General features: G+C 62.5%; 12 protein-coding genes and 2 pseudogenes. 6 read left to right on the forward strand and 8 right to left on the reverse strand.

Features of this window, described 5'->3' with window-relative positions; translation table 11 throughout:
- Window positions 1-115 precede the first annotated feature (115 nt).
- The gene (locus tag U1839_RS21070; protein ID WP_332805542.1) at window positions 116-670 is read left to right on the forward strand and encodes a gluconokinase; all 555 of its coding nucleotides are present in this window, start codon (window positions 116-118) and stop codon (window positions 668-670) included.
- Here the strand turns inward: U1839_RS21070 and U1839_RS21075 are convergent, their stop codons facing one another.
- Both U1839_RS21075 and U1839_RS21080 read right to left on the reverse strand, forming a co-directional pair.
- Window positions 671-1,348 carry a FadR/GntR family transcriptional regulator gene (locus tag U1839_RS21075; RefSeq protein WP_332805543.1) on the reverse strand — a complete coding sequence of 226 codons (678 nt, stop codon included), beginning with the start codon at window positions 1,346-1,348 and terminating at the stop codon, window positions 671-673. It abuts the gene before it with no gap.
- Window positions 1,349-1,388: 40 nt separating this feature from the next.
- Window positions 1,389-2,729: a GntP family permease gene (locus tag U1839_RS21080; protein ID WP_332805544.1), complete on the reverse strand. Its 1,341-nt coding sequence runs from the start codon at window positions 2,727-2,729 to the stop codon at window positions 1,389-1,391.
- A gap of 303 nt (window positions 2,730-3,032) precedes the next feature.
- Here U1839_RS21080 and U1839_RS21085 point away from each other — a divergent pair, with 303 nt between their 5' ends.
- From U1839_RS21085 to U1839_RS21095, 3 genes are all read left to right on the forward strand, one after another.
- The gene (locus tag U1839_RS21085) at window positions 3,033-3,281 is read left to right on the forward strand and encodes a helix-turn-helix domain-containing protein (RefSeq protein ID WP_332805545.1); all 249 of its coding nucleotides are present in this window, start codon (window positions 3,033-3,035) and stop codon (window positions 3,279-3,281) included.
- A gap of 78 nt (window positions 3,282-3,359) precedes the next feature.
- Complete coding sequence (locus tag U1839_RS21090; protein ID WP_332805546.1) at window positions 3,360-6,368, forward strand: glycosyl hydrolase family 28-related protein; 3,009 nt, start codon at window positions 3,360-3,362, stop codon at window positions 6,366-6,368.
- 214 nt (window positions 6,369-6,582) lie between these two features.
- Complete coding sequence (locus U1839_RS21095) at window positions 6,583-7,053, forward strand: Arm DNA-binding domain-containing protein (protein WP_332805547.1); 471 nt, start codon at window positions 6,583-6,585, stop codon at window positions 7,051-7,053.
- A 333-nt stretch (window positions 7,054-7,386) separates the two neighbouring features.
- Here the strand turns inward: U1839_RS21095 and U1839_RS21100 are convergent, their stop codons facing one another.
- From U1839_RS21100 to U1839_RS21120, 6 genes and pseudogenes are all read right to left on the reverse strand, one after another.
- Window positions 7,387-8,532 (reverse strand): ATP-binding response regulator, encoded by a 1,146-nt coding sequence (locus U1839_RS21100; RefSeq protein ID WP_332805548.1) that lies wholly within the window; start codon window positions 8,530-8,532, stop codon window positions 7,387-7,389.
- A gap of 4 nt (window positions 8,533-8,536) precedes the next feature.
- Window positions 8,537-8,962 carry a response regulator gene (locus U1839_RS21105; protein WP_332805549.1) on the reverse strand — a complete coding sequence of 142 codons (426 nt, stop codon included), beginning with the start codon at window positions 8,960-8,962 and terminating at the stop codon, window positions 8,537-8,539.
- Between the two features lie 13 nt (window positions 8,963-8,975).
- Entirely contained in the window at window positions 8,976-10,127 is a 1,152-nt protein-coding gene (locus U1839_RS21110; RefSeq protein WP_332805550.1) for a sensor histidine kinase, read from the reverse strand.
- A 65-nt stretch (window positions 10,128-10,192) separates the two neighbouring features.
- Window positions 10,193-10,312, reverse strand: coding sequence for a hypothetical protein (locus U1839_RS26835; RefSeq protein ID WP_443030650.1), 120 nt, complete (start codon window positions 10,310-10,312; stop codon window positions 10,193-10,195).
- Window positions 10,309-10,707 carry a hypothetical protein gene (locus tag U1839_RS21115; protein WP_332805551.1) on the reverse strand — a complete coding sequence of 133 codons (399 nt, stop codon included), beginning with the start codon at window positions 10,705-10,707 and terminating at the stop codon, window positions 10,309-10,311. Before U1839_RS21115 ends, U1839_RS26835 begins: the two co-directional genes overlap by 4 nt.
- Before the next feature lie 269 nt (window positions 10,708-10,976).
- Window positions 10,977-11,390: pseudogene (locus tag U1839_RS21120) on the reverse strand (IS630 family transposase); the annotation flags it as partial.
- A gap of 173 nt (window positions 11,391-11,563) precedes the next feature.
- On the opposite strand from U1839_RS21120, the pseudogene U1839_RS21125 reads away from it, so the two are divergent.
- A pseudogene (locus U1839_RS21125) lies at window positions 11,564-11,959 on the forward strand (transposase); the annotation flags it as partial.
- Window positions 11,960-12,364: 405 nt separating this feature from the next.
- Window positions 12,365-12,595 (forward strand): hypothetical protein, encoded by a 231-nt coding sequence (locus tag U1839_RS21130; protein ID WP_332805552.1) that lies wholly within the window; start codon window positions 12,365-12,367, stop codon window positions 12,593-12,595.
- Window positions 12,596-13,086: the final 491 nt, after the last annotated feature.

The raw sequence follows: 13,086 nt of genomic DNA on the forward strand, positions 1-13,086 counted from the left end.
GCGGCGACTGCGACAAAGGTCGCAATGGTCAAAGGCCGCCGCGCATCCAATAGCACCGCTTCCGGATGCGTGGCCGAAGCCGCGCGCGAACGCCAACGAAAGCCGAGGACGCGCGGTGCCACTTCAGCGGGACATGACCGGCCTGCCGCCTTCCGCGATCGTCGTGATGGGGGTCAGCGGATGCGGAAAATCGACGCTGGCCGCTCACCTCGCGGCACACCTCGCATGCCCGGCCCTTGACGGGGATGATTTTCACGCCGCGGCGAGCATCGCCAAGATGCGTGCCGGCCAGCCGCTCGCCGACGCCGACCGTTGGCCGTGGCTCGACCGGCTCGGCGGCGCGGTGGGCGCGGCGGTCGTGCGCGAAGGCATTGCGGTTGCGGCCTGTTCGGCGCTCAAGCGATCCTATCGCGAGCGGCTCGAAACGACGGCGAAGGTGCCGCTCCTGTTCGTCTTGCTCGACGGCGATCGCGACGACATTGCCGCGCACCTCGCCGAACGGGGTGGGCATTACATGCCGCCGAGCTTGATCGACAGCCAGTTCGCGGCGCTCGAGCGACCGGCTGCGGACGAGCGTGCGATCACGCTGGCCGCCTATCGCCCGGCCGAGGCGTTGTGCGCCGATGCGCTAGCCTGGGCGCGAAACGCTGTCAGGCTGTACGCACGCTGATTACGGCATAAGTCGCTTTCGGCCCTGCGACAGATGCCAGCGCATCGCCAGCGCCGCGCCGTCCGCATCCTGCGCCCGGATCGCATCGACGATCGCATCATGCTCGTCCATCATCGCGCCGATCACCTCGGGGGGGCGCGAGCGCGAAATATCGACTCCGGCGCGCAGGATGCGGATGACTTCCTCCTGCAGGTGATCGAAAATGGCGACGAAGGCGCTGTTGCCGGTGGCCTCGGCAATCGCGCGGTGCAGCACCCAATCCTCGTCATGCGCGGGCGCGCTGGACAGCAGCGCCTTGCGCAGGGCGGCCAGCGCGGACTCGATCGCCTCCATCTGTTCATGTGAGCGACGCTGCGCCGCCAGCCGCGCGGACTCGGCCTCCAGCACGAAACGCACTTCATAGGTGCCGAGCGTCGCCGCCAGCCCCTGCAACGGCATGTGCGAGCCGAGCCGTTCCGACGGCCGACGCTTGACATAGGAGCCCGCGCCGCGCCGCGCCTCGGTGATGCCGTCGGCGGCGAGCCGGACCAGCGCCTCGCGCACGATGGTGCGCGACATGCCGAAGGTTTCCGCCAGCCGTGCCTCGGACGGCAGCCGGTCCCCGACGGCGAGGTCGTCATTATTGATGATCTGGACGATCGCGGTGTACGCGCGGTCCGCCAGCCTTCCCTCTTGCACGAAAGACCTCTCGACGCCGGTGCGCGGACGGTGCCGCGGGTCAGACAATGTAACTGAGCCCCGCCACCATGGCGAGTCCGGCCACCGAAATCACGGTTTCGAGCATCGACCAGGTCCGGAACGTATCGGGCGTGCTCGTGCCCACATAGCCCTTGACGAGCCAGAAGCCGGGATCGTTGACATGGCTGAAAAAGACCGAGCCGGCACCGATCGCCAGCACCACCAGTTCGGGTGACGCGCCCGATGCCGCGACCACGCCGGGCATGATCCCGACCGCGGTAATCGTCGCGACCGTCGCCGATCCGGCGGCGAGCCGGATTGCTACCGCGACGAGCCAGCCGAGCAGCAGCGGTGAAATGGCGTACATCATCACCACGCGCGCCAGCAGGTCGGACAGGCCCGCGCTGACCAATACCTGTTTGAGCGCGCCGCCCGCGCCGATCGCGAGCAGGATCGCCCCGGCCGCGCCCATCGTCTCGTGCCACACCGCGTCCTGGATCGTCGCCTCGCTCAGCCTGCGACCGAACAGCAGCGGCAGGGCAAGGAGGTTGGTGACGAGCAGCGCAAGGACCGGATTGGCCGCCGCGGCAAGCCATGTCGAATCCTTGAGCCCGGGCACCAGCTTGCCGATTTCGCCCGTCGCGATCAGCACGACCGGCAGGAGCACGATGAACAGCGACACCCTGCGCAGCGGCGGCGCCAGGTCGAGCACGGGATCTTCAAGCACGGGTTCGACCAGCGTGACGCCGCGCGTCGTGAAGCGCGCCAGCACCGGTCCCGCCAGGATCGCGATCGGAATCGCGATGATGATGCCATACAGCATCGTCAGGCCGAGATTGGCGTGCAACGCCTCGACCGCGAGCAGCGGCCCCGGATGCGGCGGGACGAGCGCATGGACCACGCCCAGGCCGGCGAGCGCCGGCATGATCAGTCGGAGTTTGGCGCCGTCGCGGTCGCCATCATCGGGCAGTGCCTTTGCCGCCGCCACCACGATCGGCAGCAGCAGCACCAGCCCGGTTTCGAAGAACAACGGCAGGCCGATGATGATCGCGACCACCAGCGTCACCCAGGGCGCGGCCTTGCGCCCGGTCAGCCGCAATGCGCCGGTGGCGAGCGAGGCCGCCGCGCCCGACAGATGCAGCATGGCGCCCAGCGAAAGGCCGAGCGTGACGACCAGCCCGGTGCCGCCGATAATGTCGCCGACGCCCTTCTGCACTGCCTTGGCGGTATCGGCGAGCGGCAGGCCGGCAAGCAGTCCGACCGCGAAGGCGCCGCACAGCAGGCCGATAAAGGGGTGAAGGCGCCCGCGCACGATCATCAGGATCGCCAGCGCGATGCCGGCGACCGCGGCCATCACCAGGCGGAGATCGGCACCGTTCACCGTCGCGACCCGAGCCGCAGTGCACGACGTTCAAACGCTTCCGGCATCGCCGTCCTCCCCTGTTCCGGCGGTCGATTCATCTCCCGGTCCTGCGCAACCTGTAGGACAGATATTTACGTCGCACTACAGAAAAGGCTTGATCCGGGGCATATTTGACGAACATACTGAAACCTGTCCAACTGATTCTGGAAAAACCGGAACGGGACCGGATCAGGTTACGCGAGCGATCCGCGACACGACAGGCGGAAGAGCCAAGGGAGCGAGGATGACATGACGGCGAACGCCCAGAATTCTCATCGGGACATGACCGCGCCGGTCGCGCTGCCCTATGTCATGGCGGCGGCCGATGCGCCGGTGCGGCTGACGCCGACCCAACTCAAGGTGATGCGCGGTGTCCGTTTGGGCCAGCTCAACAAGCAGATCGCGTTCGACCTCGGCATCGCCGAGGCAACGGTGAAGGCGCATATGACGGCGCTGATGCGCAAGCTCAACGTGCGCAATCGCACGCAGGTCGCGATCGCGGCACAGTCGCTCACGCTGCTCACGTCCTGATCACGATCCGGCGCGCGGTGCTCCGCGCGTGAAGGACGCAGGGCGACGTTATCGCATGGTTGGATCGGGAGAATGAAGATGAGGGTGTTTCGCCTCTCGTGCGCGGCGTTGCTGCTCGCGCCCGTCCCGGCGCTCGCCGGATCGACCTCGGTCTATCGCAGCCTGCCGAACGACCCGAAGGCGGTCATCGTCAAAGGCGTCGGCGACGGACGCGCCGACGACAGCGTCCCGCTGCAACGCGCGATCGACGCGGCGGCGGCGGGCGGGAACGGCGGCGTGGTCTTTCTGCCATCGGGTCGCTACCGGATCAGCCGGACGATCTTAGTGCGACCGGCGGTGCGCGTGTTCGGCGTCGGCGCGACAAGGCCCGTCATCATTCTCGGTGACAATGCCGCCGGCTTCGCCACGGGCGTCGCGGCGATGGTCAGCTTCACCGGCGAGGATCAATACCGCGTCGGTACGGTGCCCGTGCCGCCGCCGACCAGCGTGCCGTTCGACAAGGGGATCGCCGACGCCAATTCCGGCACCTTCTATTCGGCCCTGTCGAATGTCGATTTCGAGATCGGCGCCGGCAATGCGGGTGCCGTCGCGGTGCGCTTTCGCGTCGCGCAGCACGGCTTCCTGCGCCACATCGATTTCCGCCTCGGATCGGGACTGGCCGGGATCTATCAGGCCGGCAACGAGGCCGAAGATCTGCACTTCCATGGCGGCCGCTATGGCATTCTCACGGAGAAGACGTCGCCGGCGTGGCAGTTCACGCTGCTCGATTCCGATTTCGAGGGGCAGCGCGACGCCGCGATCCGCGAGCATGAGGTCGACCTGACGCTGGTCAACGTCGCGATCCGCGACGTGCCGATCGGGATTGAGATCGATCGCGGCTATTCGGACTCGCTGTGGGGCAAGGATGTCCGGTTCGAGAATGTGTCGCATGCGGGCGTGCTGATCTCCGAGGAGAACAGCGTCTTCACCCAGATTGGCTTCGAGAACGCGCTCGCGGTGAACACGCCGGTCTTCGCGCGCTTTCGCGACAGCGGCAGGACGGTGGCCGGCAATGGCCGGCAATATCGCGTCAGCGACTTCTCCCACGGCCTGAAACTGCCCGGGCTGGGCACGATCGGTGCGTTCGCCACCGATGTGACGATAGTGCCGCTCGCGCGCATGCCGGCACGGCGCCAACCTGCCATTGCCGCGCTGCCACCGGTCAGCGACTGGATCAATGTCCACGATCTCGGCGTGGCGGGCGACGACGCGACCGACGATACTGCGGCGCTCCAGCGCGCGGTCGATACGCACCGCGTGCTCTATCTCCCGATCGGGCGCTACCGCGTTACCGACACGATCAGATTGCGTCCCGACAGCGTCCTCATCGCGCTGCATCCAAGCCTTACGCACCTGTACCTGCCCGACGAGACGCCCGCCTATAGGGGGGTCGGCGGCGCCAAAGCGCTGCTCGAAAGCGCGCGCGGCGGCGACGCGATCGTCTCGGGGCTCGGCCTGTGGACCGGCGGCGTCAATCCGCGCGCCACCGCCTTGCTGTGGAAGGCCGGCGCGGCGTCGATGGTCAACGACGTCAAGATCCAGGGCGGCGGCGGCACCCTGTTGACCAAGGGCAGCCCGATCGGTTTCGGGGACGCGCGCGCGCGCTTCGATGGCCAGCATGCCAGCATCTGGGTCACCGATGGCGGCGGCGGCACCTTCGCGGCAATCTGGTCGCCCAACACGCTGGCCCAGGCGGGTTTCTACGTGTCGGGCACCAAGACGGCAGGGCATGTCTACGAACTGTCGGCCGAGCATCACTACCGCTCGGAGATCGTGCTCGACCATGTCGAAAATTGGGAGTTTCTCGCGCCACAGACCGAACAGGAAGTCGTTGATGGCGTCGATGCGACCTCGACCGAGTTCCGCAATTCGCGCAACATCCTGTTCGCCAATTACCACGGCTACCGCGTCACCCGCTCGATCAAGCCGATGGATGCCGCAGTAAGGCTGACCAATTCTGCCGACATCCGTTTCCGCAACCTGCATGTGAACGGCGAGAGCGGCTTTGCGAGCTGCGACGACAAGGGGTGCGGCACCTATCTGCGCGCCGGAAAGTTTCCGTTCGAAAATGCCATCAAGGACATGACCAGCGGCCAGGAAGTGCGCGAGCGTGAGTTCGCCCGGCTCGACCTGCCGTCTCTCCCCGCCGCGGCAATGCCGGCGGGGGTGCCAGCCTCGCCCGGCGTCGAGAAGCTCGCCGACGGCTTCTATTCGATCGCGGGCGGCGCGGTCGATGCCAAGGGCAAACTCTATTTCGTCGACCGGCACTTTCAACGCATCCATGGCTGGTCGCGGCGCGAAGGGCTGTCGATCGTCGCCGACGCGCCGCTCGATCCGGTCAGCCTGGCGGTGGATCGCTCCGGTAATCTGCTGGTGCTGTCCTCGGCGGGCCATGACGCCACCGTCTACAGCGTAGATCCGGCCAAGCCCGCCGACGTGAAGCTGATCGCGCCCACCCCGGCCGTGCCGCACGACGCATCGGCGACGCTGCTGCCCGGCAATGTCTGGGCCAATGGCGAATTCGCCGACCGCATCGATCCCGCGACATACCAGTTCCCGCCGCTGGCGGATTTCTTCGTGCAAAAGATGTCCGCCGAGAAGGCGCGGGAATATGTTTCGCCCGATGGATCGCTCGTGCTTCCCGCCTTCCGCGTGTGGAATCAGGGAGCCGACGATTATCGCAACTGGCGCTGGTCGGATTCGCTCGATGCCTATGGGCTCGTGGCCGCCCATCCCGACGAGCGCGTATTCCTGACCAACAGTTCGGAGAACCGCACCTATAGCGGCGTGGTCGGTCCGGATGGCAGCGTTACGACACTGCGCGTCGCCGCCGAGCGGGGCGGGGAAAGCGTCGCGCGCGACGCAGCCGGCAACCTCTATGTCGCGAACGGGCAGGTGTTCGTCTACGCCGCCGACGGCAAGTTGGTCCGTCGCATCGACGTGCCGGCGCGGCCGTTGCAATTGCTCGTCGGAGGCGAGAAGGGCCGCACGCTCTTCATCCTTACGCACCATGCCCTATATGGCGTCGAGCTCTCGCCAGCAGATTGATTGCAACATTTGGTGCCCGCGCCGCAGCAGTTCCCGCCGGGTTCCCACGACATGGAATTTCGCAGCGATTCCATGGACGGCAAAACCAAAAAAACAGGAATTTCTGTGGCTTAGCTGGAGGTGAGGGGAATCCAATTCCCATAGTATTTCCTTTTTATCTCATTTTGTTAATTTCAGCGCTTTGAGAAAGTGCCCCCAATAAGGCCCCCAATGAATGGAGCTGCTTGCGCGCCTGCCAGCCCCTCTGGTGTGGATCGGCGTCCAACGCGGGACCCCACCCGATCACCCCTTTCTCCGGACTCATCAGTCGCTTATCGACAAGATCACAGGGGGTCCCGATTTGGACGCCGATTCACAGATCGACGCGCTTCGTACCGGGCGATTGACCGATCCCCAGACCCCCGGGCTTCTGCTCGAATACCTGCCCTCTGGGAAAAAAATCTTCCGCTACACGCGGCGAGTCCCTGCGTCGAAGCGGATCCACAAAGATACCCTCGGTCCTTGGCCCGCCTATCGGATCGTCGAAGCGCGCGAGTGGGCGCAGGCGATCCCCAATGGCTTGAGCTTGAGCGTGAACTTGGGCCGCGGCAGCAATCCCTTCAGCCGCGCGATCTCGTCCTTCAACGCCTCGTTCTCGGTCTTCAGCGACGACTTTTCCGCCGTCAGCGTCGCTACAGCTTCCTGAAGAGCTCCAAGTTGATCCGACATAGCCGAAATGACGCGCCGAACATCCGACAACGCGACATCATCGAAAAGGCCAGAACGTCCGCGAGACATCGACAGGGTGAATCACACCACCGCCACTTTGAAAAGACCCCTGCCCAGAAATATGCCCCGGCTACATCTCGCCCGACTGATGGCACTTCTGCCCGTTGGCAGACGTTCGGAAGGTCGCTGGAGGGTGGGGAGCCGCCGCTCCACCACTTCCGCAGGCCTAGGCGCACCAAACGTCGTCGGCGGCGACAGCGCGGCAGCCTGACCGAACAGCGCGCGACAGGCATCTTATACCCAGATCGGGTTACCCAGCCAGTTCCAAGACGCCAGCCAGCATGAAACGAAACTTTGTGCCGTGGTTGACAGTGCTGCTGACTGTGAGCTCGGTACCGAGCTGTTCTACAAGGTCACGGCAGAGAAGAAGACCAAAGCCACTGCCTTGTTCGCCCACGGTTCCGGTCGTGGAAGTGCGTTGGTCCAGTTTGAACAGGTTGGAAATCCTGTGTGGAGGCATACCGACGCCTGTATCGGTAACTTCAACTTCAACGAGATCGTTGCGCGGACAGGCGGTGATTGTGACCGCCCCGCCGGGCGGGGTGAACTTGATGGCATTGTTCACGAGATTGCGCAGCACCGCGGCGAGCATGTCGCGATGCCCGCGCACCTGGATGCTCGAACAGCTGGTTGAAAGAGAGATATTCTTCTCAGTCGCCGCCTTGGCCGCGCCTCGGACCGTTTCGCGGGCGATCTCTTCAAGGTCGACGTCAACCAACCGAATTGTCGCCGTATCCATTTGCAGGCTCGCCCACGCGAACAGACTTTCCATCAATGCATAGGCTTGTGCCGCCGCCTCCTTGATGCCTTGGGCGCGACGCTCGATTGAGGCGATATCTCTCGCGGACACAGCTTGGGATAGAATGGTCGATAGGCCGAGCAGCGCCTGAAAGGGATTACGGAGATCGTGAGCGATGATTGAAAATAGAAGAGTCTTCTGCCGATTTAAGATGTCGAGCGCGCGCGATTTTTCTTCGGCCTCGCGACGGGCCACATTGAGCTCGGTGAGGAACTGCCGTCGCGCCTTCGCGTAGCGGATTGCCCGAGCAAGGCTCGAGGGCGTCGCCTCGGCCTTGGTCAGATAATCGAGCGCGCCCGCCCGCACCAGGCGAACGGCGATCTCCTGGTCGGCCTCGCCCGTTAACATCACGACCGCTTGGCCACCCCCCTTCGGCGACAGAAGAACAGTCAGTAATTCAAAGGCATCGACATCAGGGAGGCGGTAGTCGAGCAGCACGCAATCAAACGTCTGCTCTTCCGCGCGACGAAGGCCGGTCGCGCCGTCCGGCGCCTCGACGAGGATATGCTCAAGTCCAGACTTCTCAAGGGCCCTCCGCACCATCGTGCGGTCGACCTTGTCGTCATCGATCAGGAGAATTGTGGTCAGGGTAGTCATGTCTCTACTCGGGAAATTCGACGATTTTCCAATAATGCTCCAGTAACGCTACCGCTTGCATAAAGGTGTTGGCGGGATCCTGCTTGACGATATAGCCCGCAACATTCTTTTCGTAGGCGCGGGTCTTGTCCTCTTCGGCCTTCGATGTCGTGATCATGAAGACGACCGACGCCTTCAGATCCTCGTCGGCGCGGATCGCCTCGAGAAACTCGAGCCCGTTCATGCGCGGCATGTTCAGGTCGAGCAGAATCAGGTGTGGTTTGGCGAGTTTGACCTGACCATTCTCGCCGCGCAGAATCTCAAGGGCCTCGATGCCGTCGCGCGCGACTGTGATCGGATTGCCGATCCGGCTTTTTGCGAAAGCGCGCTTAAGCCCCTGGACATCGACTTCATCGTCTTCAACCAGCAGCAGATTTACCATCGGCGCCATATATGCGTTCCCGTTATTTATGTGGCCAGGTGAAGTGAACCGAAAGGCCTTGCCCGGCCTCCCTCTCAGTTAGCCAGACATTTCCACCCTGACGGTCAACCAACTTCCTGACTATCGCAAGCCCCATTCCGCTACCCTCAACTTCATCGCGAGGTTTGAGCGTCTGGAACATGCCGAAGACGCGCTCTCGAAAACGCTCCGGGATGCCAGGTCCGTCGTCCGTAACGGTGAACTCGGTGGCGTCGGGGAACGCAACCGCTTCGATCCACACATGTCCATTTGCCGGGCTGTCGTGATGCTTGATCGCGTTGTTGATCAGATTCTGCAGCACCTGGGTTAGGGGCGCACGAGCCGTGTGCAAGGTTGGCAGGGTCTCGCCGCCGACAAGGCTGAAGCCCAGCGGGGCGCCGACGAGTAGGACAAGCTCCCCGACCAGCGCCTTGGTGTCGATGAGATCACTGGCCGTTTCACCGCGTCCCGCACGGGAATAGGCGAGCAGATCGTCCAGCAGGCTCTCCAACCGCCGCACGCGGCTTTTCAAAAGGTCCATGTTGGTGCGGGTATCGCCGGTAAGCGAGGACTCGAGATCTTCCTCGATCCAGCTCACCAGGTTCTCAATGCCACGAAGAGGCGCCTTCAGGTCATGTGAGGCCACATAGGCAAACTGCTCCAGTTCCTCATTGGAGCGCAGGAGATCCTGCGCCTGCTCCGCGAGGCGAAATTCCAGTTGCTTGCGGTCGGTGATGTCGGTCCGGATCGCGACGTAACCGAGAAGTTTATTCCCTTCGCCAAGGATCGGCACGATCGTCGTGTCGACCCAATAGAAGGAGCCATCTTTCGCGCGGTTCTGAATTTCACCGCGCCACTTTTTCCCTTTTGCGATATCGCGAAACATACCTTCGAAGAATGAGCGCGGATGGCGCCCTGAGTTTAGAATTCTATGATTTTCTCCGATAATCTCTGGCAGAGAGTATTTTGATAATGTAACGAATTGTTCGTTTGCATACTTTATTGAACCTTTAACATCAGTAATAGCGATGATTGAGTTTTCGTCGAGTACGCCATAGCAAATATTTTGCGCGAAAATCGACTGAAACTGTTCATCAGTCAGCTCCCCTTTGAAAGGGTTTTCACGCAAATTGTTTGGAAGCATATGTGGCTTCATGCTGGTAATCCTAGTACAATTGTTCGGACCCGCCGAAGAAACGAAAAGCAGGACAGGAATACCTGTCACCATTTCCCCGCGGCCACATTCTGACGTCTATGTGGCCACCACGCCCACGTCACCCGCGCCCAGGCATTCTCGTGGATCACATAAGCCACGGTCGTATACATGGTGCTCGCGATCATGAGGCCGATTGCGCCGCGAACCTTGCCTGTGAAAAGATAAATCGCCGCGAAGTCAATGAAGCGTCCACCTTTTGCCCTTCAAGCGGCGATGGCCGACGCGCGTTTTGGGATCGGTCCGTGCTTGGGGACAGCGAAGCTGCAAAGCGGCCGGAACGCTGGACAGAATGGCAGCAGCGTTTGACGAGCGTCTGCAAGGTCTGGAACTCCGCTTTCGACTCGATCAGCGTTTTGCGTATCGGCGGGAACGGTCTGATCATCGACCCGCTCGGTCGCGGTGCCGATCCGTCATCGCTAAAGGATCCGAAAACTACGCAGCCGATTGTCGACATGGCGACCGTCAAGGCCGCAGGCATGCTTAGATTCCGTCGCTCGCCACCAGGGTTGGCGAACGTCATCTTGTTCTCCTCGCCACCGTTCAGCCGATCGGCCGATCAGTCATGGAATCTGCGTTGGTTGCCGGCCGTCAGAGGAGGATTCCCGATGAATTATCTTGACTCGAGCTCGTTCTACCTCGGCTGGGGCTGGATTCTGTGGATGGGCTCCATCTTCCTGATGCGGTCGAGCATCGATACCCGGGCTATGCCTGTCGCGCGCATGGCAAGTCCCCGGCTCGCCGCGCCAGGACGCGGCGGCTTTCCTGAGCGAGCGTTACACCGCCGGCGAGCTAGTGGATTGATTCCAACGTTTGGTGCCCACGCCGGACGGCAGCGATGATCTGGTCGGGATCGGCTTTCCAGACGAAGAGCTTCGACTGCTGATTGTGCGCGTTGATGAAGCGGTTGATGGCGGCCTGCAGGTCGACGATGGAGTGGAAGACGCCATGCTTCAGTCGCCGCCGGGTCAATGTGGCGAAGAAACCCTCGACGGCATTGAGCCACGAACAGGACGTCGGCACGAAGTGGAAGGTCCACCGGGGATGCCGAGCCAGCCAGGCGCGGACCTTGGGCTGCTTATGCGTGGCATAGTTGTCGAGGATGACATGGACGGCCTTGTCGGGCGGTAGCTCGGCTTCGACCGCATTGAGGAAGCGGTTGAACTCCTGATGCCGGTGGCGTTGCATGTTGCGTCCGATAACTGTGGATCGGCGTCCAACGCGGGACCCCATCAAGTTTCGCTAAGGTATTGAGCTAGAACGATTTGAAAGGGTGAGTTACCGTGAAATCGGCGCCACTTGGGACCCCACCCGATCACCCCTTTCTCCGGACTCATCAGTCGCTTATCGACAAGATCACAGGGGGTCCCGATTTGGACGCCGATTCACAACTGCTCGCCTTCGATGAGGCCGGCGTCACATTCCGCTACAAGGATTATCGCCGTGGCGGCGCCGACCGACAGCAGGTGATGACGCTCACGACGAACGAGTTCATCCGCCGCTTCCTGCTCCATGTCCTGCCACGCGGGTTCCACCGCATCCGCCACTATGGCCTGCTCGCCAGCTCCGCCCGCAAGGCCAGCCTCGAACGCGCCCGCGAACTGCTGAACGTTGCTCCGCCGCTCAATGACCACAGGATCGAGGAACCCGCCGACGTCCGCCCACCGTGCCCGTGCTGCGGTGGGCACATGGTCATCATCGAAGCCTTCGAGCGCTGGTGCCAGCCGCGCGCACCGCCATCCGGCACATCGCCGAACCGAGAGATCGCGCCATGATCCGGCATGGCTTGGCCTCGCTATCTGCCCGAGCAACCGCGCTTCGGGCAATGACCCCGCGCGCCTCGACCACCGTCATCGACCTCGATCATGCCCCGATCTGCGCCCTGCCACATCGACGACATCGTCCGATCCCGCCAAAATTTGGCCCGTCGGCATCACGTCTGATCCGCCGCACAGGCGCCAGCGCGATCCCCGGAAACCCTCAAAAACCGAAAACCCCATAGCCTACCGCGCGCGGCCCGCGGGTTCCTACATTGGAGGATATCGTACGCCTGCCGGCGCCCGATATCCTTCGCAGTTTGCGACATTTGCAGGTGCCAGCTACAATCTTGAAAGCGGACATTTGTTTAACTTTGGAGCCGCCGGCCACTATCAGTAGCCGAAGGATTTGAAAGTCAATCTATGCTGATAGCCATTACCTTGCTCGTAGTATCCGGCGGCGTCGCAGGCTTCATGGTAAATCGCCTCTATGTCATGGCCGCCTACAAGGCCATCAATGTGAAAGGGCAGCATTACGACAGAGCCGCAGACCCGTTCCAGTTTTGGTTTTTCGTCGGGTCCGCATGTTTCGGTCTTTTGTTCGGGCTGGGAATATTTGGTTTGTCGTCTGCCGCTATTTTTGGATTTCTGTAGCTGGCGCACCTCACACGTATGTCCGTTACATTGCGAGACTGACTAGAACCGGACGGCCCGTTCCCCACCACTTTTCCCCGTTCCGGGGCCATCGATCGACGCGACTCGCCTGAAAGCCGACCGACAGGTTTTGGGGCGGAAAGCGGCCCGACGGCAAGCCGCCCCAGTTGCGGTCAATATCACTGAGTGGCCGTCAAGGCCTCGCGCATGAAATCGACAGTCATCGTAACAGCCTCGCGAAGCGGGAGCCTGCAGTCGTGTTCTGGTGCGGATACCTCCCTCGTATCCAAGATACTCCAACGACTACCATCGACTGGAAAGATATACATCACAAGTCCATAGCAGGTAATATTACCATCCTGTGACGGCAAGGCGGCAACCCCAATGGTGTCTCCGAAATTCCATGTTAGTTCAAACGCGTGGAACCCTTCGCGTTTGAGCATTTCGATGGCGGCGTGTCGGTCCATTAAGCCATAATACCCCGCACTCAT

This window comes from Parasphingomonas halimpatiens (genome assembly GCF_036663795.1).
Classification (GTDB): Bacteria; Pseudomonadota; Alphaproteobacteria; order Sphingomonadales; family Sphingomonadaceae; genus Sphingomonas.